The sequence below is a fragment of the Paenibacillus gallinarum genome (assembly GCF_014836635.1).
In the GTDB taxonomy this organism is placed as follows: Bacteria; Bacillota; Bacilli; order Paenibacillales; family Paenibacillaceae; genus Paenibacillus; species Paenibacillus gallinarum.
This window is the reverse complement of record NZ_JACSQL010000002.1, coordinates 703,556-728,328: the sequence shown is the minus strand read 5'-3', so window position 1 is coordinate 728,328 and position 24,773 is coordinate 703,556. Positions and strand designations below refer to the sequence as shown.

General features: G+C 42.2%; 18 protein-coding genes. All 18 read right to left on the bottom strand.

Annotated features, from left to right (window positions below):
• Window positions 1–8: 8 nt before the first annotated feature.
• The 18 genes from parE to H9647_RS08515 all read right to left on the bottom strand — a co-directional run bounded on the left by parE (window position 9) and on the right by H9647_RS08515 (window position 24,655).
• Window positions 9–1,985, bottom strand: a complete 1,977-nt coding sequence (parE, locus tag H9647_RS08600; RefSeq protein WP_191799314.1) for a DNA topoisomerase IV subunit B — start codon at window positions 1,983–1,985, stop codon at window positions 9–11.
• 201 nt (window positions 1,986–2,186) lie between these two features.
• Window positions 2,187–3,176, bottom strand: coding sequence for an ABC transporter permease (locus tag H9647_RS08595; protein ID WP_191799313.1), 990 nt, complete (start codon window positions 3,174–3,176; stop codon window positions 2,187–2,189).
• On the bottom strand, window positions 3,169–4,137 hold the full coding sequence (locus tag H9647_RS08590; protein WP_191799312.1) for an ABC transporter ATP-binding protein: 969 nt from the start codon (window positions 4,135–4,137) through the stop codon (window positions 3,169–3,171). Before H9647_RS08590 ends, H9647_RS08595 begins: the two co-directional genes overlap by 8 nt.
• Window positions 4,130–4,981 carry a GDSL-type esterase/lipase family protein gene (locus tag H9647_RS08585; RefSeq protein ID WP_191799311.1) on the bottom strand — a complete coding sequence of 284 codons (852 nt, stop codon included), beginning with the start codon at window positions 4,979–4,981 and terminating at the stop codon, window positions 4,130–4,132. Before H9647_RS08585 ends, H9647_RS08590 begins: the two co-directional genes overlap by 8 nt.
• A gap of 237 nt (window positions 4,982–5,218) precedes the next feature.
• Window positions 5,219–5,872, bottom strand: a complete 654-nt coding sequence (locus H9647_RS08580; RefSeq protein ID WP_404822598.1) for a CAP domain-containing protein — start codon at window positions 5,870–5,872, stop codon at window positions 5,219–5,221.
• Between the two features lie 301 nt (window positions 5,873–6,173).
• The gene (locus tag H9647_RS08575; RefSeq protein ID WP_191799310.1) at window positions 6,174–6,629 is read right to left on the bottom strand and encodes a GNAT family N-acetyltransferase; all 456 of its coding nucleotides are present in this window, start codon (window positions 6,627–6,629) and stop codon (window positions 6,174–6,176) included.
• Window positions 6,619–7,806 (bottom strand): formate-dependent phosphoribosylglycinamide formyltransferase, encoded by a 1,188-nt coding sequence (gene purT / locus H9647_RS08570; protein ID WP_191799309.1) that lies wholly within the window; start codon window positions 7,804–7,806, stop codon window positions 6,619–6,621. The genes H9647_RS08575 and purT overlap by 11 nt, the downstream gene beginning before the upstream one ends.
• Before the next feature lie 131 nt (window positions 7,807–7,937).
• Window positions 7,938–9,785 (bottom strand): ABC transporter ATP-binding protein, encoded by a 1,848-nt coding sequence (locus tag H9647_RS08565; RefSeq protein WP_191799308.1) that lies wholly within the window; start codon window positions 9,783–9,785, stop codon window positions 7,938–7,940.
• A complete protein-coding gene (locus tag H9647_RS08560) occupies window positions 9,782–11,554 on the bottom strand; it encodes an ABC transporter ATP-binding protein (RefSeq protein WP_191799307.1) in 1,773 nt (590 codons plus the stop codon). The genes H9647_RS08565 and H9647_RS08560 overlap by 4 nt, the downstream gene beginning before the upstream one ends.
• 242 nt (window positions 11,555–11,796) lie before the next feature.
• A complete protein-coding gene (locus tag H9647_RS08555; protein ID WP_191799306.1) occupies window positions 11,797–15,477 on the bottom strand; it encodes a dynamin family protein in 3,681 nt (1,226 codons plus the stop codon).
• Between the two features lie 226 nt (window positions 15,478–15,703).
• Window positions 15,704–15,976: an NAD/NADP transhydrogenase alpha subunit gene (locus tag H9647_RS08550; RefSeq protein ID WP_191799305.1), complete on the bottom strand. Its 273-nt coding sequence runs from the start codon at window positions 15,974–15,976 to the stop codon at window positions 15,704–15,706.
• A 26-nt stretch (window positions 15,977–16,002) separates the two neighbouring features.
• Entirely contained in the window at window positions 16,003–16,698 is a 696-nt protein-coding gene (gene nth, locus H9647_RS08545; protein WP_191799304.1) for an endonuclease III, read from the bottom strand.
• A gap of 90 nt (window positions 16,699–16,788) precedes the next feature.
• Window positions 16,789–19,515: an S-layer homology domain-containing protein gene (locus tag H9647_RS08540; protein WP_191799303.1), complete on the bottom strand. Its 2,727-nt coding sequence runs from the start codon at window positions 19,513–19,515 to the stop codon at window positions 16,789–16,791.
• A 75-nt stretch (window positions 19,516–19,590) separates the two neighbouring features.
• Complete coding sequence (locus tag H9647_RS08535) at window positions 19,591–20,265, bottom strand: GerMN domain-containing protein (protein ID WP_191799302.1); 675 nt, start codon at window positions 20,263–20,265, stop codon at window positions 19,591–19,593.
• 24 nt (window positions 20,266–20,289) lie between these two features.
• A complete protein-coding gene (locus tag H9647_RS08530) occupies window positions 20,290–21,684 on the bottom strand; it encodes an N-acetylmuramoyl-L-alanine amidase family protein (RefSeq protein WP_191799301.1) in 1,395 nt (464 codons plus the stop codon).
• 326 nt (window positions 21,685–22,010) lie between these two features.
• Complete coding sequence (leuD, locus tag H9647_RS08525; RefSeq protein WP_191799300.1) at window positions 22,011–22,613, bottom strand: 3-isopropylmalate dehydratase small subunit; 603 nt, start codon at window positions 22,611–22,613, stop codon at window positions 22,011–22,013.
• Between the two features lie 21 nt (window positions 22,614–22,634).
• On the bottom strand, window positions 22,635–24,056 hold the full coding sequence (gene leuC, locus H9647_RS08520; RefSeq protein ID WP_191799299.1) for a 3-isopropylmalate dehydratase large subunit: 1,422 nt from the start codon (window positions 24,054–24,056) through the stop codon (window positions 22,635–22,637).
• A gap of 248 nt (window positions 24,057–24,304) precedes the next feature.
• The gene (locus H9647_RS08515; RefSeq protein ID WP_191799298.1) at window positions 24,305–24,655 is read right to left on the bottom strand and encodes a DUF3889 domain-containing protein; all 351 of its coding nucleotides are present in this window, start codon (window positions 24,653–24,655) and stop codon (window positions 24,305–24,307) included.
• Window positions 24,656–24,773 lie beyond the last annotated feature (118 nt).

Genomic DNA, 24,773 nt, shown 5'->3' with positions numbered 1-24,773 from the left:
AGCACCTTCTATTCTTCGTACTCTGTAAAATCAACATTCTCTACAATCCAGCGTTTACGCGGATCTACTTTGTCACCCATCAGGGTGGATACTCTTTTTTCTGCTTTTGCTGCATCTTCGATCTGCACTTGTAATAAAGTTCTGGACTCTGGATTCATTGTCGTTTCCCACAATTGATCCGGATTCATTTCACCCAGCCCTTTATATCTTTGCAGTTCGAAACCTTTTCCAAATTCTTTTAAATAATCTTGAAGTTGCTCATCGGTCCATGCGTACCTTGAGGTCTGCTGCTTACCGGATTTACGAGAAATTTTATAAAGCGGCGGCTGAGCAATATATACTTTGCCTGCATCAATGAGCGGTTTCATGTAACGATAGAAAAATGTAAGTAAAAGGACCTGAATATGCGCTCCATCTGTATCTGCATCCGTCATAATAATAATTTTGGAATAATTACTGTCTTCTACGGCAAACTCAGTTCCAATTCCTGCACCAATCGCTGCCGTAATGGCACGATATTCTTCATTTTTCATGATATCGGCAAGCTTCGCTTTTTCCGGATTCATTGGTTTCCCTTTAAGTGGCAGTATCGCCTGGATCTTCGAATCCCTACCCTGTTTGGCGGAACCACCGGCAGAGTCTCCCTCAACGATAAACAGTTCGTTTTTCGTAAAATCTTTGGATTGGGCTGGTGTCAGCTTGCCTCCAAGATTGGTACTTTCACTGCGTTTCTTACCCGTACGCATATCATCTCTTGCCTTACGAGCAGCCTCACGAGCTCTTGAAGCCTGAACCGCTTTTCTAATTAATGTTTGTGCAATTTGCGGATTTTCTTCCAAGAAACGCTGTAAGTTCTCGGTCACGACTTGATCTACCGTACTACGAGCTGATGCGCTACCAAGCTGGTCTTTGGTCTGTCCTACAAATTCGACTTCAGACATTTTTACGCTGATAACCGCCATCATACCTTCTCTTAGATCATTTCCTTCGAGATTTTTATCTTTTTCTTTAATCATACTTGTTCGACGGGCATAATCATTCATCACCCGTGTGTACGCTGTTTTGAATCCCGTTTCGTGCGTACCTCCACCTCTAGTAGGAATGGAGTTTACAAACGAGGCGATCGTTTCGGTATATCCGGCATTATATTGAATAGCAATCTCGACTTCGATGTCATCCTTTTCCGCGTTGAAATGGATTACTTCGTTTAGGACGTCTTTGCCTTCATTCAAATATTCAACGAACTGCTTTGCTCCACCTTCGTAATAGAATTCATCCGTTTTCCCGGAACGATCATCTTTCAGTACGATCCGCAAACCTGAATTCAGAAAAGCAATCTCCTGAAGACGCTCCGACAACGTATCATAGCTGAGAGCAATCCCGTTTTTGAATACCCTGCTATCGGGTTTAAATGTAACTTTCGTTCCGGTACGATTCGTATTTCCAAGCACTTCAAGCCCCGTTACCGGTTCACCAACATGCTCTTTGCCCTTTTTGTCTACCCAATATTCAAAGCGCATCCGGTGAATTTTACCTTCACGATAAATCTCTACTTCAAGCCATTCAGACAAAGCATTGGTAACCGATGCTCCTACTCCGTGCAAGCCACCTGATTTTTTATATCCGCCACCGCCGAATTTACCGCCAGCATGGAGAATCGTATATACGACCTGCGGAGTAGGTACTCCTGTCTTGTGCATCCCTGTCGGAATACCGCGTCCATTATCATAAACGGTAACTGAACCATCTTTATGTAGCGATATTTCAATTTTGTTACAATACTTAGCTAAATGTTCATCGACCGCATTGTCGACAATCTCCCATACTAAATGGTGCAAGCCTGAAGTACTTGTGCTACCAATATACATCCCTGGTCTTTTCCGTACTGCAACAAGTCCTTCCAGCACCTGAATATCATCAGCGCCATAACCGGCTTCTATATCTTTGCCGGAAACTCCAGCAGATAGATCCATTTCCTGGGCCATAAATGCTCCCCCTCTTATGCCTTCACTCATTTATGAATGATCACACTTTTAGAATATTAATATATTTCACATTACAAGCGGATCTTTTCTATAGAAATCCTTAACTTAATGAAAATCTATAGACAAATTTTGGAAACCTATTCTGTTTTTACCTTAAAACTTCGAAAAATGCAAACAGATGTTTTCTTATCCTTGTCCATTTTAATTCAAGATATCCCGTTTCGTAAAGACAAGGAATGAAACAACCAGTGCAATTAGTCCCCAGACGGAAAGAACTCCAAGTGAAAATACGAAAGTCATCCCCTCAATCGGCGGTAAAGTACCTGACAGGTAACCGGTGAGACCAAGATTCACCATGAATAAATATTTGGCTGTGCTCCACGATGAAGCCATATTCGTTAAGATACTCCCTGCAATCAGTGCAGCCATCATGATGACTATACTTGCAGAAGTACTCCTTACTAGAGTAGACACCATAAAAGACAGGATCGCTACGATGATACTGACAAACCATAAGAGCCCAGACTGCATCAGTAAATATTTCCACTGCGGCACCGTATGCACTTTTGACATATCCACATCCGAACCATTGATTTGAAAACCGGTAAAGATGGGCATCGTAAATCCTTTATATCCAAAAAAGAGTCCTGCTATAAGATAGCATATAACAAATACAGCAAGAACAAGAAGAGAAACGAATAAAAATAAGGTAAGGAGTTTACTCAACAAAATCTTCCACCTTCGGACTGGTCTCGTTAGCAACATTTTAATCGTGCCCGATGTCCTCTCACCAGATACAAGATCTGAAGCCATTGCAACCACAAGCAAAGGAATAAACAAGTTAATGGAATTGTTCATAAACTCTCTTGTAAACGTAACCCCGCTAGGCTCATTGGGATTGAGATCATGTTCGAGATAATACTGAAGCTGCTGAATATAAATCCTGCGATATTTCTTCCATTCCTCTGGTACTCGGTCACTTCCGAGTGAATTCTGATTATCCGTGATCGCTTGCTGCATTTCAAGTCGCCAGTCATTTCCAAACTTTTCGCGCTTTGATTCAGACTCTTTCATCTGAGCATAGGTAAACATCGGCGTTAATACAAGCAAAACGAGTATAATCACATAAAATCTTTTTTTCTTGATCATTTTAATGGTCTCGTTCTTCACCAAAGGCAAGAGACTATTCAATAGATTCACCTTCTGTCATTCGTAAAAATAACTGTTCAAGTGTAGGATGTACTCTTTGTACTCCCTCCACTTTCACCCCCGCAATGACCATGGTTTTCACCATTTGTGATACGAGTTCCTCCGGCATCTCTGTAATGATCGCATTCGGTCCAAGATTCGCGATCAATGTATCATCTAACATGGATGTATCTCGCAGTCTCTTAATCCGCGGATGATTCGTTAACCAGCGTGATCCCTCATCAAATGGTGTTACATGCCAAACCGTGATATTACTATGGTCTCCAATAAGTTCATCGACTTTACCTACAGTGAGCACTTCACCATTATTAATGATAGCCACTCGATCACACAGAAGCTGGATCTCACTAAGCAAATGACTGCTGACAAGAACAGCTAAACCTTCCTCTGCCAGTTTTTTAATAAAAGCTCTCAGTTCCTTTATCCCTTTCGGATCAAGACCATTGGTTGGTTCATCTAATATAAGTAATTTTGGATTTCCAAGAAGCGCCTGTGCGATACCTAAACGTTGACGCATCCCCAAAGAGTATGTGCTCACTTTATCATGTATTCGCTGACCCAGTCCCACAATCTTCGTAACTTCATAGATCCGTTCCTCCGTAACGTCCGGAAGCATTCGTGCAAAGTGTTCCAAATTCTCAAACCCTGTTAGATAATTATACATCTCCGGGTTTTCGACAATAGATCCTACATACCTTAGTGCTTGCTCGGGTTTTTGATGTACAGGGTATCCGCACACCTCCACAACCCCTTCTGTCGGTTTAATTAAATCAACAAGCATCCGGATTGTGGTTGTCTTCCCAGCTCCATTCGGTCCTAAAAATCCGAAGATTTCGCCAGCGTGCACTTCAAAAGTAACATCTTTAATAATCCACTTGCGCCGTATCTTTTTTTTCAGATGCTTCACAGACAATACGATTTCTTGTGACAGATATTCACTCATCGCCCATCTCCACCTTTTTTCCATGTTGATCAGTGATGCCAAGTACCTCTACAATTCGCTCTGCCATCTCTTCATAACCCTGTGCATTCGGATGAAAATGGTCACTGGCAAGCAGCTGTGGCACATTGTTCTCAAACAGGTCAAATGTGGATGCAAGAGCCATCTGATCATACGTATTAATCAGCTCAAGTACTTTACTATTCCATGCGGTTACTACAGCATTCCCAACTTGTTTTAGATCTTGCAAATCACTGAATGGATTATATAAACCAACATAAACAATCTCGGCGTTAGGATTAATCTCAGCTATCTTTTTCAACACTTCTTCGAGCGATCCTGAGGCTTTCGGCAAAAGCTTATATAGTGCAGCAGTGTCCGGAATATTGATATCCGCTCCTTGATTGACTTGAGCGCCTTGAAACAGATCATTCGCACCGATGGAGAGTAGAATAAGATTAGATTGTTCTAGTGTATATTTCACACCTGCTTCATCTAGTTGAGGAAGAAGTTTCTCGGCAGTAAGTCCATTAATCGCTAAATTCGCTGTAACTCTAACTTCTTTTCCATCTTCTTTAAGCATACTGACAACCCTGCGAACAAACCCCTTTCCTTCATCATCTCCTGTGCCTTTAGCAAGCGAGTCACCAATAGCAGCAATTTTAATTTCTTTGGATTGTTCTATAGGGGAAGTGATTGCCGTCTCTTTCTGTTCAGATATAAAAGCAGTGTCACCTGACGGGTTCACTATATCCTGAACTGCCATAATAAAGCCATAAATAAGTATGATCGTCATAATGATGGATAAGGTACTTACAGTGATCCAAATTTTGCTCGATGACTTCACAAAAACATTCCCTTCGCACTGTATTTACTTACAGTAAACATAAAACTTCCCGTCCTTATTTGCAAATCAATGCAGCCTTCTCTTCTTTACTATCTGCCAAAAACGAAAAAAAAGACCTCCAACAATAGTGGAGATCTCAAAATAACTACAAAATAGTATGGCACCTAAAAAAATATGGCATCTTGCATGTAAAGGTAAATCATAAGGTTATGATATTAATCAAAGGTTAAAAATGTATTATTTCCCGACAAAAGCTTGTACCCAGTAGCCGTTAACATAGCCTACACCGATCAGCGTGAAATTCTCATTCATGATATTTGCTTTGTGACCTGGGCTGTTCATCCAAGCTTTTACCACTTCTGCAGGCGTTTTTTGCCCTTTGGCAATGTTCTCACCTGCATATTTATAAGTAATTCCAAACTTCTTCATCATATCAAATGGAGATCCATAAGTTGGAGACGTATGACTGAAATAGTTGTTATCATTCATATCTTGCGCTTTGGCTACTGCCATTTTTGTAAGATTCGTGTGAATAACAAGCGGTTTGAGGCCAGCCTTCGCACGTTCTTTATTTACTAGTGACACCACTTCTTTTGCATACGCGGATACGACAGAAGAACTGCTTTGATTTTGGCTTGTGCTATTGTTGCCCGTACTGCTGTTTGAATTATTATTGTTTGAGTTTGAGCCAGATTGCGGTTTTTGTACGGTTCCGCCTGTGGAACCATTTTGCTGCAGCCACAGCTTAATATATCCACTATAGCTTTGACCTTTCTGGGAAGACAAGGAATTAGCGGAAGCAAGCCCTGCTCCAGGAATCAACATTCCAGCTGCGAGTACAGCGGAAAGACCTCCTGCAATAATTGTTTTCTTAAGAACGTTCTTTTTCAAAATACTTCAACTCCCAAATTAATTATTACAATTTTGTAACTGGTATGTTTAGGATTATATCAGTACTTTCTTAGTTTGTTAACCCGTAAATTATGGAAATAGTTAAAAAGTCGTAACTTTTTGAGAGTATAGAATCAGAATCGTTTTGTAATAAAAAATACAGAAATATATTCCAAATTAAACGATGATGTAATAAAAAAGAAAGACATAACAAAACAACCTAATGGCAAAAAAGCCATTAGGTTGTTCATTATTTTTATTATGAATATATTAAAAATGGAGTCTGTCTCGTATATATAGATTACAGCGACTTGCTGAACCGATACCCATGTTTGATAAAACCGATATGCTCGTAAAATGGATATGAGGACTTATGTTGTTCCCGATTGCCTTCGATAATAAGCAATTTTTCGCTTCCATGTTCACGTGCCCAACTTTCAGCCAGCTCCAGTAGTCTACGCCCAATTCCTTCACCTCGGTGTGAATGACGGACAATAAGGGAAGTAATTTGTGTCGCTTGATTACGGCTTGCATGAGACTGAATACATTGCAAACCTAGTAAACCAACTACTTCATTTTCTACTTCCGCTACCAACATACAAGCTCTCTCGCTCGTTTGACTCATCTGGATGCGTTCCCTCATGACTCCAGGGGTGGCTGGATATCTGACCTCATGCATCAGACTCGTCACCGCATCCACATCGTGCAGTTCACACGCTCGAATCGTCAGTACTGGGGCCTCTACATTACTTAACATGGTTAACCTCCACTTTCAACATATTTGCGGCTTGTTTTGCCGTATCTCGTGCACTCTCAACATTGGGTGATGCACTTAATGCTACTGCCATTCTTCTTCCTACTTTAGTCTCAGGTTTTCCGAATAAACGAACCTGAGTCCTTGGTAAAGATAGTGCTTCTGACACCCCAAGAATTTTGTAGGATGCTGTCTCTAAATCTGCTTTTAGTGTAGCAGAAGCTCCTGGTGTTAACAACTCCACTCCGGTAACTGGAAAACCAAGAATTGCCCTTACATGGAGTGCGAATTCAGATAGGTCCTGCGTAACCATGGTTACCATTCCGGTATCATGGGGACGTGGAGAAACCTCACTAAATACAACTCCATCCTTCGTCAGAAAAAGTTCAACCCCAAATAAACCGTAACCTCCAAGTTTATCTGTAATCCTCTTTGCGATTTCTTTTGCTTCATTCAGCTGCTCTTCGCTCATCGGATGCGGTTGCCAAGATTCTATATAATCCCCATCCTTTTGGATATGTCCAATAGGTGGGCAGAATACCGTTCCAGATACAGAACGGACAGTCAGCAGGGTAATTTCACTTTCAAATTCAACAAATGCTTCAACAATGACACGAGTCGTTTTCGCTCTAGCACCATCCAAGGCAGCATTCCAACTAGATTCAGCATCCTCATAGGTACGGCATACACTTTGACCTTTACCGGAGGAACTCATCAGCGGTTTTACTACACAAGGAGTTCCTAGTTCACGAACTGCAGCTTGCAGAGTTTCCAGACTATCTGCAAATCGATAAGCAGCTGTAGCAATACCAAGTTCCTCTGCTGCAAGGCGCCGGATTCCTTCCCGGTCCATCGTCAGCTTGGTTGCTTTAGCGGTTGGAACTACACAAAATCCTTCTTCTTCAAGCTGAACTAGTGCATCGGTTGCAATTGCTTCAATCTCAGGAACGATTACATCGGGTTGCTCTTTCCGGATGATCTCTTGTAACAATTCTCCATCCAGCATATTAATACAGTATGACCTATGGGCGATTTGCATCGCAGGAGCATTATCGTAGCGATCGACCGCAATGGTCTCAACACCAAGTCTTTGGGCTTCGATAATGACTTCTTTTCCTAACTCTCCGCTGCCAAGCAGCAGCAACTTTTTGGCTTCAGCCGAAAAAGGAGCACCCCACATTCTCTCCCATCCCCCTATGTGAGAAATCTACTACATTTCTCTATTTTCGGGGTTATTGCGGCAGAATGCAAGAGTGCTCGACTTTTTTCTTGTGAATATTACAAGGATTTTCGTTTTCTAACGAACAAAATTTACAAAAATCTGAATTGAGCTTCAATCAATCCGTTATAAATTCCTTTTTGCTGGATGAGTTGTTGATGATTTCCTTGTTCTTTAATTTCACCATGATCCAGCACGATAATATTATCTGCATTCCGGATCGTCGAAAGACGGTGAGCGACCATAAATGAAGTTCTACCTTTTAGAAGCACTTTCAGTGCTTCTTGTATTTTCAGTTCTGTCTCCGTATCAATGCTCGCGGTTGCTTCATCAAGGATTAAGATCCTCGGATCTGCCAGCAAGGCTCTCGCAAATGACAGCAGCTGACGTTGGCCCATGGACAATACATTTCCCCGCTCTTCCACTTCTGTCTCGTATCCGCCGGGAAGTTTCACTATAAATTCATGAGCATTAACTGCTTTCGCGGCTGCTTCTACCTCTTCATCGGTCGCATCCAGGCGCCCAAATCTAATATTATCCCGTATTGTACCGGAGAAAATAAAGGTGTCCTGAAGCACAATACCGATTTGACTTCGCAGACTGCGAATCGTCACATCCCTGATATCATAGCCATCAATCGTCAGCTTGCCATCGGTCACATCGTAAAATCTGCTAAGCAGGTTAATAATGGTACTTTTACCGGAACCGGTATGGCCAACCAGCGCAATAGACTGCCCTGCTTTGACGTCAAGATCAATCCCTTTTAGCGCCTGACGTCCTTTTTCATATTCAAAAACAATATGCTCGAATTTAATATCGCCCTTGATTGACGGAATCGGAACCGCATTTGGCTTATCGGCAATGCCAGGTTCTTCATCCATAAATTCAAAAATACGTTCTGAAGATGCCATGGCAACAAGAAGCTGATTATACATCTGACCTAATCGGTTAATCGGATCCCAAAAGTTTCCGACATAGTTAGCAAAAGCGACAAGAAGACCAATGGTGAGTTCACCTGATTGGATAAGAAACGCCCCGTACCAGAATAAGATTAAGGAACCTACCCCGCCTGTAATTTCGATCAGCGGTCCGAATGCTTGGTTCATTGTCGAAGCTCTATTCCAGGATTTACGGCTCGTCGCATTCATTTGGTCAAAGAACTTCATGTTCTCATCTTCTTGTGTGTAAGCTTGAGTAACACGAATCCCTTGAATGGATTCATTAAGATGTGAATTAATCCGTGAATTTTTCATACGTACATCTTGCCAGGCCCGCCTGATTCGAACTCTCAGTTTCGTCGATATAAGGAACATTACCGGTACCGTTAGTATCACTGCGAGCCCCAGCTTCCAGTTAATAAAGAGCAAAATGATCATAATCCCAACGAGCTGTACGCAGTCAATCATCAGGTTAACCACCCCGTTGGTGAACAAATCCTGTAATGAGTTGATGTCGTTGGTTATTCGAACCATAACAGAACCGGCAGGTCTTTTATCAAAAAAGGAAAATGATAATTTCTGTATATGTTTAAACAAATCAGTTCTAAGGTCGTAAATAACCCGCTGTCCTATAATATTCGTATATTTAATTCGGTAAGTAGCCGCTGCCCACTGAATAATATATAGGAGCAAAATCCCCCCTGCAATCCAGTATAGCAGTCTGAGACTCGGCGATCCTTCAGCCGGTGCGATCGCTTTATCGATGGCAAGACTGGTCAGATAAGGTACGGTCAATTTTGTTATTGTTCCAAGTATCATCATAACAATAATGATCGGCAGTAACTGTTTTGCATAAGGTTTCATATAAGCGAACAACCGAGTGAACTCTCCCCAGTTAAACGGCTTTTCTATCACCTCGTCATCTTGATAGACAAATCGTTCCTGGTTTTTATTTTCCTTCGTACCTGGAATCTTCTTGCTTGCTGCTGTATCTGCACTCATGAGTTCACCTGCTTTCCGGGTGCCCGCTGCTCACGAGCGATATGATCCGCATACTGAATATGATAGACATCTTGGTATTGACCAGGAACTTTAATCAGTTCGTCATGCGTCCCCCGCTGAACTACGTGACCTTCGTTAAGCACCAATATTTCATCCGCATGTCTTAAAGAGGAAATCCGATGGGCGATAATAAATGTTGTTCTTCCTCGCATAACTTCCTGGAACCCCGACTGAATCTCATGTTCTGTCTCCATATCAACTGCGCTCGTCGCATCATCAAGAATGAGGATTTTAGGATTCTTGAGCAGTGCTCTCGCGATCGCAATTCTCTGCTTCTGACCACCAGATAAGCCCATTCCCCGCTCACCGACAATCGTGTCGTACCCAAGTGGCATTTCCATGATGAAATCATGGGCTTTTGCAAGTTTAGAAGCGCGGATGATCTCCTCCATAGATACGTCTTTTAAACCATATGAAATATTATTACGAATACTGGATGAGAACAGGAATGTCTCTTGGAACACGGCCGCAATCTGGCTGCGTAAGGCTCGAATATTGATATCATTAATCTCCATGCCGTCAATTTTGATCGAACCTGAATTAATGTTATAGGCGCGCATTAACAGCTGAATAATCGTTGATTTACCCGATCCTGTGCCTCCCAGAAAACCAATAACCGTTCCCGGTGGTGCATCCAGATTAATATCTGTAACGGCTGCTATTTTGTTTCCGTAAGCAAAGGTCACATGTTCAAAAGAAACATGCCCCTTAACCTGCTCGGGCGCAAGAATAATAGAATCCTCTGTATCCTGAACATCAATAGGCTGATTAAGTAACTCCAGTACGCGTTCACCGGAGGCTTTGGACTGTGTATAGTTATTGATATGGAAGCCAATATTCCACATCGGTCCGATTATGTACCAAATTAAACTAAAGAAAGCAACAAGTTCGCCTAATGATAATTCTTTTTGTATGACTAATCTGCCGCCAACAACAAGAAGTAATATAACACTCATCGAAGCCAGAAGTTCCATGATCGGGAAAAACTTAGCCCATAATGATGATGCAAAAATCTGATTCGACTTATAGCGTTCATTCCGAATTGAGAACTTATCTACCTCATGGGGTTCACGAGCAAACGATTTAACGGTACGCACTCCGGTTACATTTTCTTGAACCGCTGTCGTAAGTGAGCTCATCGCCAGCCGCATTTCTTGGAAAGCAGGGTGGATTTGTGTTTCAAATTTTAGAGCAACCATCACAAGGATCGGCATGAAGATCATTGTAAATAAGGTCAGCTGCCAATTAATTGAGAACATCATAATCGACCCAAACAGAACCATGAGAACCATATTTAAAATCTGAGCAAAACCGAACCCGATAAAGTTACGTATCGCTTCCAGGTCACCGGTTAGCCGTGACATCAGGTCCCCTGTCTTAGCCGTATCATAATAGCGGAAAGACAAAAACTGTAATTTTTCGTAACATGCATTACGTAAACGATAAGCAAGATAGTTACCAAGCCTAGCGCCAAAAAAGCCATGCAAGAACTGCAATGATGATTTTAAAATGACCACTCCGAGTACGGTTAGGGCAAGCATGGGAACGCCTTCAAAATTACGAGGCGTTATCATATCATCAATGAGTACCCTCAGTAGATTCGGGTATATAAGCCCGAGTGCAGTCGCTAAGGCCAAGCAAAGTATTGATAAAAACAACAAATTACGTTTGGACCAGAAGAAGCTCTGCAGCTGCCTGAGAACATCCATGTTTCTCCTCCTTCAAAATATTTACTTTTTTACGAACATTAATGAAGTTTATCACCGCATTACCACCTCGGCAAAGCGAGAATCAACTCATATTTGGCCTTCTTTTCGTATGATTGGGCAATAACAGGAAATAATCCCCATCTCTCAATTAAATGGTCAGCTATCCTCTCCTATTCAGGGTCATCTGCGCAAAAAAACACCCCCGCTACGAAAAAAGCATAGGAAGGGTGTTTTTTGTACTCTTAAATATGTGATTCCTGTTCGAGTGAAGATAATTTTTGGGCAAGCAGGACTAACTTTTCTGAATCATCTGCCAAATCAAGGGCTGCGACTAGTCCAGATATATTCTCTTTCCACTGCTCACTGAGATCCAGGGAAACCTCATGAAACGATGTCCGAATAAGTGATTGATAGTAATCCATAAGCAGAGACTCGTTCTGCTGTAACTGTTTACTGATGAATTGTTTAAGCTCTGGCTCAAGGACTTGCTGTAACTCTTTTCTGCCGTTGCTTTCAAAAAAGGATTTTGGGTTCTTGAAGTATTTCCAAAACAGTTTAAATTCAATACTCTCCTGTTCTTCCCCCGTCCGCAGAGACGGAGTTTCCCACCCCTTCGATAAACTGACCGACAGAGAGGTGCCTGATGTCAGCCCACTGAGTTCGTTTACCGTCTCCTCTGCGGCTACAGTAACCAGCTGTTTCCCTTTGTTCTCCAGCCTGATGGAAGTTGCAAGCAGCTCTTGCTGCATTTCAAGATTCAGCATTCGAAGCAGTTCCCGGCCTGAAGAGATAAATATGGCTTTTAAGTCACCTGCATCTTCTCTAAGTACAGAGGGGTGGAATGCTTCAGACATAAACTCTGAAATGCGGTAACCAATACGCTGACCCGTATGGAAAATTAATTCCTGAGTCTCCTGAGCGATCTCGTAATCTTTTGATTGATTTGCCAGTAGTTGAAGAAGCTGCTCCCCCTGTGTAAGTGCCTTTTCTAGTTCTACTTTACGATGTTCTCTCGCTTCAGCTCCCTGACGCGCATCTTGAACCCACTGTTCTACTCTTTTGCGGGCAATTAGAATATCATTATTTGCTTCAAGCAGAGCAATATCTAGTAATTCTTCTCCTGCAAATGTGCTGAACGCTTGTTCAAACTCCGTGAAACCTGACTCAGCAAGTTTGTCTTCGTTCCCCGTTTGCTTGGCATCAAGGGCTTGCAGACTAGAAACTGCATAAAGATGGGGGGACCTCACCCCGTTTTGTTGTAGTTTCTCGCTGACATGATCTTTAACCAGTTCTAATTCTTCGGAAGAAGCTGCGAGATCCGCTGCATTGATCACAAAAAACATATTATCAAGGGACTTCGTGTCCTTAACCCGGCCCAGTTGATTCAGGAACTGCCTGTCTCCCTGAGAAAAAGCATGGTTGTAATACGTTATAAACACTAGAGCATCCGCATTCTTCATATAGTTAAATGTAACTCCGGTATGTCTTGCGTTAATTGAGTCAGCTCCTGGTGTATCAACGATGATGATCCCTTGATTTGTTAGATCACAGCTGTAATACAAATCAATCGACTCTACAAAGCAAGATCTCGATTCTTCAGCAACATAAGCCCGGTATTCATCCATATTCACTACAAAAGATTGTCCCAGCTTAGACAAAGCATTATCATATCCACGGGCTGCAGCTTTCAAAAAGCTGTAATGTGGACGGCCCGCCGGATGTACTTGCTGCGGAGTCAGCCCACCCACGGCCGCCCTCCATGTCTTCTCTTCTGGAACACCAAGACCAAGAAGATTAAATGAAAACGACAGATCTGCCCAGATGCTGTCTTTGGATTTCATCGTCACTTGTGCTGTCCGGTGCGTCATGCCTTCTGGCGGCGCCATAATCCGGTTTATTGCCGCTGTGGTTGGATGCGGCGATACCGGCAAGACTGCTTCGCCAAGCAAAGCACTGGCGAATGATGATTTTCCGGCGCTGAATGCACCAAACAGCGCCAAAGTGAATGTTCCGCCGGCAAAGGATGCCGCGCGTGTATTCAGTCCCCGTACCGCCGAGTTCATAGCGGAATAGGGGGCTAGATGGGCTGCGGCCTCGCGTAGTCTTGTTGCAGCTGCAGACAGTCGCTCATACCGGCGAGCGGTAAGAGCCGGACGCTCCTTGCGCACAGTAAGGGAGCTCGTATGCTCGGGTGCAGCAACATTACGATCTACACCGGTGCCGGGTAGGACTGCTGATGTTTCCACCGGAGCAGTCTTGTGACTGACCTCTGGTAATAGATCCGAGGTCAATGTTGTCATTGCCGGGAGCATCACACGCACCGCCGCTGCCGTATCCTGAATATGCTGCTCCAACTGGGATAACTGATCAGCAACCTTATTTTTCACATCCAGCTGTTTTCTTTGTTCCTCCAAAGCCACAAGGACAGATGCATTTTTCTCAGATAGCTCATGAAGCAGAGCATCTGCCAATTCAAGAGCGGATCTCCGGTAGGATGCAATTAGGTCTGCCCGCAGATCTTTACAATAATTGAGTACATATTCCCCCGTGATCTGCGTATCAGGTGCTTTACGTTTAGTAATCAGTTCTACCTCAGGAGTGTACAAATTTGCTTCTAATTTCTCGTTCCACTCTTCATTCCATAATCCATGGGACTGCCCTAACCCTCTTAACAGACTCCGAAGATGGAAGGCAATTTGCCCGTCCGCTTGTCTCGTGAGGAGATCCCAAAATTGCTGCAGGCGTGTCTCTTTTTCTTGCTCCGTCTTCCCTGAGCTAAATAAAAAGCCAACTTTGAATCCCGGGCGTCTGCTTTCTAGATAACTCTCGGCAGCTGATCTTACGTCTGCAGGCGTGATATTGGCTGAAGACAGCAACTGATCTGCCTCAGTTCGAAAATGTTTTCTTTCTTCAGCAGTCATTTCCTTTATCTGCGCGATTTCTTGATTAAAACGCGAGGTCTCGGAAGCCAGTCTTACCGCACCTTCTTCTCCTCCAAGCTCATTCAGCATTTGTACTTTCCTATCCTCATGTTTTGCTTCCCAGTTCTTGACAAATTCTTCTCCTACATGACGTGTAGACGAGGCAATACTGTGCTGGATAAGGTCTGATCGGAGATCAGGAATGGTTTTAACCAGTTGAACTAGTTCATTCCACTGGTTGTATGGATGTGTCTTTTGTTTCAACGTCGTGAATAAGAGACCCGCATAGGTAACTTCCCACGCAGCAAATACTTCCTCTACAGCACTTCGGTACGCTGAAAAGCTAAGCTCTTGTTCACGGTGTTTATCAATCTGGGTTACGACTAGATAAAGAGGTTTCCCCCAATCGGACAAGCTTTTTGCAAAAGATAAATTATTCTCCGATTGTACATGGTTATAATCCATCACATAGAAAACAGCATCAGCCAGATGTAAAGCTGAATCCGTTGCTTTCTTGTGAGCATCGTCAGTCGAGTCTACACCAGGTGTATCCAGTAAAACAGCATGCTCTTGCAGAAGGGGAACCTCATCCCACACCTCGATATAAGAGTACTGTTCACCATTCTTACAATACTCATCTAATTCTTCAGGCATTGCTACGATGGGACTTATTTCGTCGGAAGAGAACTCTCGTTCACCTTCTTGCTGCGTTTGGTATATTTTAGCTAACTTTTGTCCATTTCGAATAGCCACTACATTGGCACTCGTAGGTACAGGACTTGCTGGGAGTACTTTTTTACCGCATAGACTATTAATCAGACTTGATTTTCCGGCTGAAAAATGACCACAAAAGGCAATCGTCACTTCATCTACGGCCGCTTTCTGAAGTAAATCTTCCATGGCAGATGATGCTGTCTTGTCCTCGTGCTGAATAAAAAACTGTTGCAGTTCTTGTAAACGCTCTCGCATTTCTTCATTCTGTCTGCTCCTGTGTGTCAGCATGTCCTAGTCAGGCTCCTTCTCAACTTTTCTTTTCAACCAAATATGTACATTTTATCACTCAGAACTGGAGATTTGAACCTAATTTCGCAAAATCTTTCAGAATAAAATAAAACCGACTCCCTCGCTCGATAAGAAAGATCACTTTCTTATCGAAACGCGGGACTCGGTTGATCGCTGAATAATCTATTTCTGAAATATTCAGCCTATTTATAGTTTTACAAATTCTTTATTGAACTGCATTCTCAAGCGTAGGAAGCAAGATTTCAAATACTTGTCCATGCTGCAGGATCGTAATGTTTCTTAACTTATCTTTCATTACAACCACTTCAGTTTTTTGAGACATACGCTCAAGATAATGTTCAGGAACATCGCCGGAATGGCTTACTGTAATTCCTTCGATTTCTTTTTCTTCATTTTCGCTCATTTCAGTTGCGACTACTTCTTCAAAAATATCAGAAAAAGCGTCAAATTTGTCTGTGTACACGGAAATGCATTTCATTTTTCTCATCCTCTACTATTCGTTTACTATTTTCTCTTGGTTAAAGCAGATGATCCTCGTTCCTTATCTTTCCTGATTTGGGACGTTTTCATACGCTTTTTCCCTTCACGACAGACGTCCAGAAGCGGACAGACCTGACATTTAGGTGACTGTGCCTTACAATGATATCGGCCAAAAAAGATGAGTCTGTGATGGGTAATCGTCCATTCATCCATGGGTACTCTTTTCATCAGCTTTTTCTCCACTTCAAGAACGGAATCTTTCCATCCCGCAAGACCCAATCGTTTCGACACACGCTCTACGTGGGTATCCACTGCAATTGCCGGAACTCCAAAAGCGTTGGAGACTACCACATTTGCAGTTTTTCGCCCTACTCCTGGTAGTTGAACCAGGCGATCGTGTTCACTTGGCACTTCTCCTTCATACTGCTCTATCAAAATACGGCACATATTCTGTATATGCTTCGCCTTGTTGCGATACAAACCGATTCTTCTGATATCTTGTTCCAATTCTTCTAGAGGAACAGCAATATAATCTTCAGGAGTTTTATATTTTTGGAACAGGTCCACTGTCACTTTATTTACCGTTTCATCCGTACATTGTGCCGACAACAAAACCGCGATGGTAAGTTCAAACGCGTTGCTGTGCTTTAGTTCACAATGTGCATCGGGAAACATGTTTGCGATGGTATCAAGAATGTGACGTACTATCGTTGCATTCAATGATGAGCTTACCCCCTACAAAAAAAACGTCTTGATACGGCTAGTCCGTATCAAGACGGTCATTCTTCTTCTTACTGCTTAAAGAAATGACTACGGTTTGGAAATCTCAACTACTACGTTATTGAGCAGATACAATACAATATTATCATTATCTTTGAGAGATTGCACGCTCAAAGTACTATCACCTTGATGAATGTAAACATTCGGTGACAATTGATAGCGATAGTTAGTGTCTGTCGTAGAAGTGCGTTTTACTTGTAGTTCATTGGTAGACGCACTATATGTCCAAAACGCTTTTGATACAGGTGAAAGCACATGAAATACTGGAGTTCCATCTGCATCTTGGGTAAAGATGACATGATCAGCCGTAGTAAGCGAACCAAGCGTGGTAGACGTGCTGCCATTCTTGACTACTTTAACCTTACTCGTATTCACAGATTCACTTGAACCCGAAGCGGTCTTATAAGTTACTATATTTCCACTAATGCTGCTAATTTCGCCCCATGTTTGTTTTACAACTTGGATGGACTGCGGCGTATTGCCATCAAAAGATACATTGATAAGCGAACCTAATTTTAGATCAGCTGGTTTCATAGCTGCTCCATTATCGCCTGTAATAGATAGTTTGTCTACATAAATTTGGCTTGTAGCTCCATCTTTTTTCACCTCAGCACGGTAGGTAGACAAATTCAGTGATTGCAGTTCAAATTGCACTGCAGATTTCACATATATTTTACTAATAACGTCCTGATTTGCACCTAGCATAGCTGTAATCTTATCGCCTGCTTTTACATCAGACAAGGAAGCACTGCTCTTTCCATATAACTCAACAGAAGGAGTCGTTTGGTAAGGCAAAGTGATGCTTTCTCCATTCGTCTGAAGCAGTTTCACGTTCTTGGAACTTGTACTCAGTTCCGTAACTGTTCCTTCATACTTGTAAACGATCGACAAAGATAAAGCGCGTGTCCCAATCGTATTAAGGTTCACTTTACGGCCTTCTGTCAGATAAGATTCAATACCCGCCAGCGTCGGAGATGTGGCGTTATACTCGAGTTTTGTTTTTTCATCAAGTGTAAACACCTGAGGTTTCTTGTTGGCGTCGAGTACGGTAAGTAGTTTCGTTTTATTGTTATAAGAAACAACCGTAGCCAAATTCACCCGTTCCATCTGACGATTCAGTACTTCAATTTTAGTAACCTCTTCATTACTATTCAGCGTGATTTCTACCACGTCACCTGCTTTGCCATCTGCCAGCAGATCACTGATGATCGGCTGCTCTATTCCACTAATTACAATCTGAGGATTTGAGGCCAAGAGCTTCACTTCTAGCGAGCCGCCATCTCTCATATAGGTAATAGTCGAATGATTAGCACCAAGCTCATACAGTGTACCTCGAACCGTACGTTCTACACCTGCTGTAATTTCAATCGATTGAGCAATACTGTCTTTGATTGTATACTTCACTGCTGTTCCTATTTTCAACTCAGATAAAGCTACAATCTCATTTTGATATCTAATCACACTAATTCCATCTTGAATTTTGAGTACATCGATAGTCCCTGAGTCGTTCACTACGGTAACTGTTTTAGATGTTGGATCAACAGATTGAACTTTACCCGTAGCTGTCTTATTTACTACGCCTGATTTCACACGAACAGCAACTGGATTTTTTTGTGTAGTAAATGTTTCTCTCTGAATCTCTATAACACTTCCTGCAGTTAAGTCTGCAGCTTTAATGGCATTACCATTTTGATCGTAAAATACGGTTTTATCTGTGAATGTGTATTCTTGATACGTATCTCCGGCAAATAACCATAGTTTGTTTCCAGACAGACGTTCAAAGCTGCCTTCTACGGATTCCGTCTTCGGTGTATTATCTAAGCTCTCTACATAAGTAGCCGTTTGGTTTTTACCGGCTACCATGACTTCGCTGTATAATGCAATGTCAGCCGCAGTAATCTTCAGCTCAGAAGCACTCGTAAAGAAAGGCGTATTTGCATTTCTTGTGAATGTTACATATGTACTGCCGGTGTACAAGGTTATTTTGCTGTCTGTCAGTTCGGTTATGTATCCCTTGTGTTGTCCTGCATAAGAATAATCTTTGTAGCCCCCGCCACGACTAAAGAACGTCGCTAACTGAGCACGAGTTACATTTCCCTGTGGATTGAATTTATTCCCTGATATTCCCTGGGCAATATTCAAATCAACTGCTACACTTACGTAGCCTTTCACACCATCCGATATTTTGTCATTATCCGCAAAATCGGTAGGCGCATTTCCGGCTGCCTTCGCTTCTGCTTCTTTATCGATGGCTCTAATTAACAACTTTGTAATCCATTCACGAGAAGCTTTTTTCTCTCCCCATGTCCCTTTATCAATCTTTACTTTTGCTTCTTCCTTCTCATCAACTAGATCGAGATCAAATGCCAATGAAACATAGGATTTAAAATAATTGCTTGTTGAAATCCCTGCTGGAAGTTTTGCTTTATCAGCGGCAGGAAGTTCTGATTCTCTATTCACAAATCGAATGGCCATCGTAATCGCTTCTTGCTGGGTTACTGCATCACCTGGTCTAAACAATCCGTTGTTACCTAGAAGAATATTTTGAGATGCTAATTTGTAAATATGCTTCTCTGCCCAATACCCGCTCTTCACATCACTGAACATACCTGTTGCCGCTTTAGCCGTAACAGAAACGGGAGCTGTTTCAGCTCCCGCTACTCCTGCGTAGGCACTAAGCGCCATCAGGCTGGCGAGCATGGCAGATACCATTTTTTTAGAAGGAATGGAATTGATATTGCTAGGTTTGAAAGTCAAAATAATTTCTCCTCTCTTATATGCACATCAAATCTTTTGCCATGTCGGCAGCCGGACAAACGATTGTCCTGCTCCCTATTCTTTTGTCATGGGGTGTTCAAGTTCAACATGTCCCATCAAGCTTTCTTTCTGTTCACCATCGACGAGTAGTTCAAGGGATGTAACTTCATCAAACTGGAAGAAAGTTTGTTTAAGAGCATCAAGTGCAAATTGTTCTCCACCGGAACCGAGATTAGCAGTAGCTGGAATTTTAAGATCAAGGGTAATCTTTCCACCATCCACTTCGAGTTTATTAATTGTAATCTCTTCGGACCAAAGCGGAATCAATTCCTCACTATCACTTTTCTGTAATGCTTTGAAAGCTCCCTCATATTTACTCCAGTCCGTTTTAAAGGTGATTTCACCTTTTGTTTCTTTTAATTCCAACTGTTCGGGGTCTGTGTAATATAGTGTGATCGTTTCTTGCTTAGTCTCTTCAGAAGGAGCTGTTGCCCCCCCGTTCGCTTGTCCCTCCGTTGTACCTCCAGTAACAGGAGTACCCTCTGGATCCCCGTTTGTCACATCATCACTTGGTTCTGTATTAATGGGATCTTCAGTCGGTTGTAAATTATCTGCTGGAATATCCGATTCTCCTGCACCGCTGCCTTGCTGCTCGGATGGAGCTGCCGTAGGTTTGTCGGCTCCACAAGCCGTTACTACCAAGAGCATTGCTGCAAGAAGAGTGATCATCCACCACTTTTTATTGTTCATTAGTCAAATCCCCCTTCACTTCTCTTATTTCACGTTTAAGTATTCCTTCATGCCTTTAACAACACCTTCAGCAACTCGGTTCTGGAATGTTTCATTAAAGAGAGCAGCTTCGTCATTTTTGTTGGATAGGAATCCAACCTCTAGCAAAATAGCGGGCATTGTTGTATCACGGATAACTGCAAAGTTCCCTGTTTTTACTCCGCGGTCTTTTAGTCCAGCGGCCTGTACCATATATTTATGGACTGTGCTCGCAAGTGATTTACTGTTCGCACGGTAGTAAAAGGTTTCAGAACCTGTAGCAGAAGCCGGTCCACTGTTCGCATGAATAGAAAGGAAAAGATCTGCTTTCGCTTTATTCGCTAGACTAACACGTTCAGATAGTTTAAGGAATGTGTCATCATCCCGAGTCATAACGACTTTAATAGCTGACTCTTTTTTCAATAGTTGTTCAATTTTCAGTGCAAGGGATAGATTAAAATCCTTTTCTCTCTTGCCTGTTACACCAATAGCACCTGGATCTTGATCCCCATGACCTGCATCAATGACCACCGTTTTCTTCACAGTTGGAGTCGGCGTTGTTGCCCCTCCGCTTGTGTTAAACGTTACGGTAATGAGACCTGCTGAGGTTGTTGACAGCTTGTATGTCATGGCTTTACTCAGATCCACAACAACACGAACAGTCGATGGACTCTCACTAAAGAGGGAGTATCTTACTTTATCCACACCTGGATAGCCATCAACAATGATCTGCCCTGCTGTACTTTTCGTCAGGTCAAGCGCTTGCGTCCCTTCAAAAAGGCTGCTGAATTCCGAATGAGGAATATCAACGACAATTCGATTCGGCGAAGTCATTGCGAAGGCAGAAGGTACAGCTCCTCCGCTTGTTGCGATCATAAGTTTACTGTCTGAAAAGCTGATCCCATTCACCTGGGTTAAATCGGATTCGTTACCTGCAGCAGGTGGCTGAATCGTTTCACCGCCAGATCCGCTATGTTGAGATACAAGATATACGGATTTGGTTTGGTTGTTCCAACTCACCTTCATTCCCATTGCCTCTGCAATGAAACGAATCGGAACAAGCGTCGTCCCTTTTTTAATAATCGGAGCCATATCGAGACTTATTTTGGAACCGTCAACGGTGGCAGTTTTTTTTCCTACTACCATTTTTATTACTTTTTCATCTTGAATTATAGTAACCGTCTTCGTCTTCTGTTCCCAACCGACGCTGTATCCTAGTTTCTCTGAGACGACACGAATAGGTATCATGACTTTGTTACTGATGAGCTCAGCACTTGCACCAGAAGATAAACTTACCTGACTACCATCGAGATAAATCTTGATGTTGGCGGCTGCTTGTCCATATCCAGGAAATATCCATACAAAACAGAGCAACGCGACCAAAATTTTTAACTTTTTCATCCTTCACCCTTCCAATTCTGTATTATTTCGCTCTAGTAAACATTTGCTAATAAATTAGCTAAATTTACTAATAACTTAATAATAGACGAGAGAAACGTGTGAAAGTTGCGAATTATTACCTCTTTATTTGAAATAATTAGGGAAAACATCCAGTCTTACTGTAACATTTTAGCATATTTTTTAACATTTTCCGATAAAAATATTAAAATTGTCTTTTGTTAGTTGCACTTTTAATAGAGAATAATTGAAATTGATTCCAGTTCACGAAAAATAAAAAAAGATCTGAGGATCACATGGACCATCAGATCTTTTCTCTATTTTGAAATTTAGCCGAATAAAATGGAAGAGTGCTTATTTTCATACTCCGAAATTGCATCAGCATGCTGTAAAGTCAAACCGATATCATCAAGCCCTTGCAAAAGGAACTGTCTGCGGTGCTCATCAAGGTCAAAGTGAATCTCTAATCCGTAGGCATCCGTAATCGTTTTATTCTCTAAATCAATGTTTAACTGATAGCCATCATGCTGACTTGTACGCTGAAACAGATCTTCAACTTGTTCTTCAGACAATTTGATCGGAAGAATTCCATTTTTGAAACAGTTGTTATAGAAGATATCTGCATAAGAAGGAGCAATGACTGAGCGAAATCCAAAGTCCATGATAGCCCACGGCGCATGTTCACGAGAAGAACCACATCCAAAGTTAGCTCTAGATAGGAGAACTGAAGCTCCCTTGAATTCCGGTTGATTCAAAGTAAATGAAGTGATCTCATTCCCTTCTTGATCAAATCTCCATTCGTAAAATAGAAATTGTCCAAATCCTGTACGTTCAATTCGTTTCAAAAACTGTTTTGGGATAATCGCATCTGTATCCACGTTTACCCGGTCAACGGGTGCTACAATACCTGATAATTTTGTAAAAGCCTCCATGTTAAATAGCTCCTCTCCGCGTTAGTTCGCAACTTCTGATTTCAGTTTCCAATCCCTAACATCTACAAAACGCCCTTTAATAGCTGCTGCTGCTGCCATTGCTGGCGATACCAAATGAGTCCGTCCGCCTCGACCTTGGCGACCTTCAAAGTTACGGTTAGATGTGGAAGCACACCGTTGTCCTGGTTGAAGCACATCTGGATTCATAGCAAGACACATACTGCATCCCGCTTCACGCCACTCAAAACCAGCTTCTATAAATACTTTATCCAGTCCTTCTTCTTCTGCCTGGATTTTCACTCGTCCTGAACCTGGTACAACAATTGCGGTAACACGATCAGATACTTTATATCCTTTCGCGATATCGGCTGCTGCCCGAAGGTCTTCGATCCGTCCATTTGTACAGGATCCAATAAATACGTAATCAATCTCAATATCAGCCATCGGTGTTCCTGGGATAAGTCCCATATATTCAATTGCTTTTTCAGCAGCTTTACGTTCATTTTCCGTCGGAAGTTCAGCTGGAACTGGAACACGAGAGGAAATATCTGTTCCCATACCTGGGCTTGTTCCCCAGGTTACTTGTGGAATAAGTGACTCTACATCAAACTCCAGAACCGTATCAAATTCTGCTCCTTCGTCCGTTGTAAGTTCATCCCATCTAAGTTTAGCAGCTTCAAAATCCGTGTCTTTCGGTACATACTGACGACCTTTAAGATAATTATAAGTCGTTTCATCTGGAGCGATCATCCCTGCTCTTGCTCCGCCTTCGATCGACATGTTACATACAGTCATGCGTTCTTCCATGCTGAGGGAACGAATCGATTCCCCTGTATACTCGATAACGTAGCCTGTAGCAAAATCAGTACCGTATTTAGCGATAACACCCAGAATCATATCTTTAGCAGTTACGCCTGCTTTACGCTGGCCGACAAAGCGAACTTCCATTGTTTTTGCTTTTGCTTGCTGTAAACATTGGGTTGCTAGTACGTGTTCTACTTCACTTGTTCCAATACCAAAGGCAAGTGCACCAAATGCACCATGTGTGGAAGTGTGACTGTCACCGCATACAATTGTTTTTCCAGGATGAGTTAATCCAAGTTCTGGGCCCATTACGTGAACGACCCCTTGATCAAGAGTATCAAGGTCATACAGCTTAACGCCAAATTCACGACAGTTTGCAGAGAGGGTGTCGATCTGCTGTTTTGAGATCGGATCTGTAATATTATAACGATCTTTCGTCGGTACATTATGATCCATCGTAGCAAAAGTAAGCTCAGGACGGCGAACCTTTCGTCCGCTGAGACGCAGTCCCTCAAATGCTTGCGGAGAGGTAACTTCATGAACAAGGTGCAGATCAATATAGAGAATGCTTGGCTTTCCTTCTTCTTGTGTAATCACATGGTTATCCCAAATTTTTTCGAACATCGTCTTTTTGCTCATTTTTTTCACCTCAGCTAAATTTTCGTTCTCTATTTAGAAAGACATCACATGTCGCTTCTATTAATGAACTCAATATAGCATGAGAAACACATATTGTTCCAAGATATAAAAACTATAGAACTGATAGGATTATCCTATAGACTATTTCGTGGTGCCATGCACAAATTCCATAGGTTAAGTGAAAAGTGCATCTTATAGAACTTTGCACCATCACTTAACCTTGGTATTCATAAATTTGCTCCACTCCACTAATTTATAGCTGTAAAATCAACGTTTGATAATTCATCGGTTTGCGGGTTAAATCGGACTGTGACCTCAACAGTGAATTCCTGATTTTCTTTTTTTATTAGTAGACGAAATTTCTCTTCTGCTATAGATTCCGAAATAACCGTTCTTCCGATGTGAGCATAATCCTTCACAGGAGCACCATACTTGGTCTCAGCTTTCTTTACAGCAATCACACCCCACTTCGCATAAGCAGGCTCAGCATGAGCAGTAGGCATCGTATATTGAACCCATATACTGGAAGGAAGTAGAATGAGCAGAAGTGAGCCTGCAGCAAGGCTTCGCTTTATTTTACTAGTAAGTGAATTTTTCAACGATTAAGCATCTCCTTCTTTTATTCTCTATATATAGAGATCTAGGGTCCTCCTCATTATTCAACAATGGCTAGTACGCTATGCACTTATTGTTCTTTTCAATAAATTAGATATCTCA

Coding starts and splice junctions, on each gene's coding strand:
- parE (WP_191799314.1), bottom strand. CDS start 1,985: ATGGCCCAGGAAATGGATCTATCTGCTGGAGTTTCCGGCAAAGATATA.
- H9647_RS08590 (WP_191799312.1), bottom strand. CDS start 4,137: ATGAGTGAATATCTGTCACAAGAAATCGTATTGTCTGTGAAGCATCTG.
- H9647_RS08575 (WP_191799310.1), bottom strand. CDS start 6,629: ATGTTAAGTAATGTAGAGGCCCCAGTACTGACGATTCGAGCGTGTGAA.
- purT (WP_191799309.1), bottom strand. CDS start 7,806: ATGTGGGGTGCTCCTTTTTCGGCTGAAGCCAAAAAGTTGCTGCTGCTT.
- H9647_RS08565 (WP_191799308.1), bottom strand. CDS start 9,785: ATGAGTGCAGATACAGCAGCAAGCAAGAAGATTCCAGGTACGAAGGAA.
- H9647_RS08560 (WP_191799307.1), bottom strand. CDS start 11,554: ATGGATGTTCTCAGGCAGCTGCAGAGCTTCTTCTGGTCCAAACGTAAT.
- H9647_RS08555 (WP_191799306.1), bottom strand. CDS start 15,477: ATGCTGACACACAGGAGCAGACAGAATGAAGAAATGCGAGAGCGTTTA.
- H9647_RS08550 (WP_191799305.1), bottom strand. CDS start 15,976: ATGAAATGCATTTCCGTGTACACAGACAAATTTGACGCTTTTTCTGAT.
- H9647_RS08535 (WP_191799302.1), bottom strand. CDS start 20,265: ATGAACAATAAAAAGTGGTGGATGATCACTCTTCTTGCAGCAATGCTC.
- H9647_RS08530 (WP_191799301.1), bottom strand. CDS start 21,684: ATGAAAAAGTTAAAAATTTTGGTCGCGTTGCTCTGTTTTGTATGGATA.
- leuD (WP_191799300.1), bottom strand. CDS start 22,613: ATGGAGGCTTTTACAAAATTATCAGGTATTGTAGCACCCGTTGACCGG.
- leuC (WP_191799299.1), bottom strand. CDS start 24,056: ATGAGCAAAAAGACGATGTTCGAAAAAATTTGGGATAACCATGTGATT.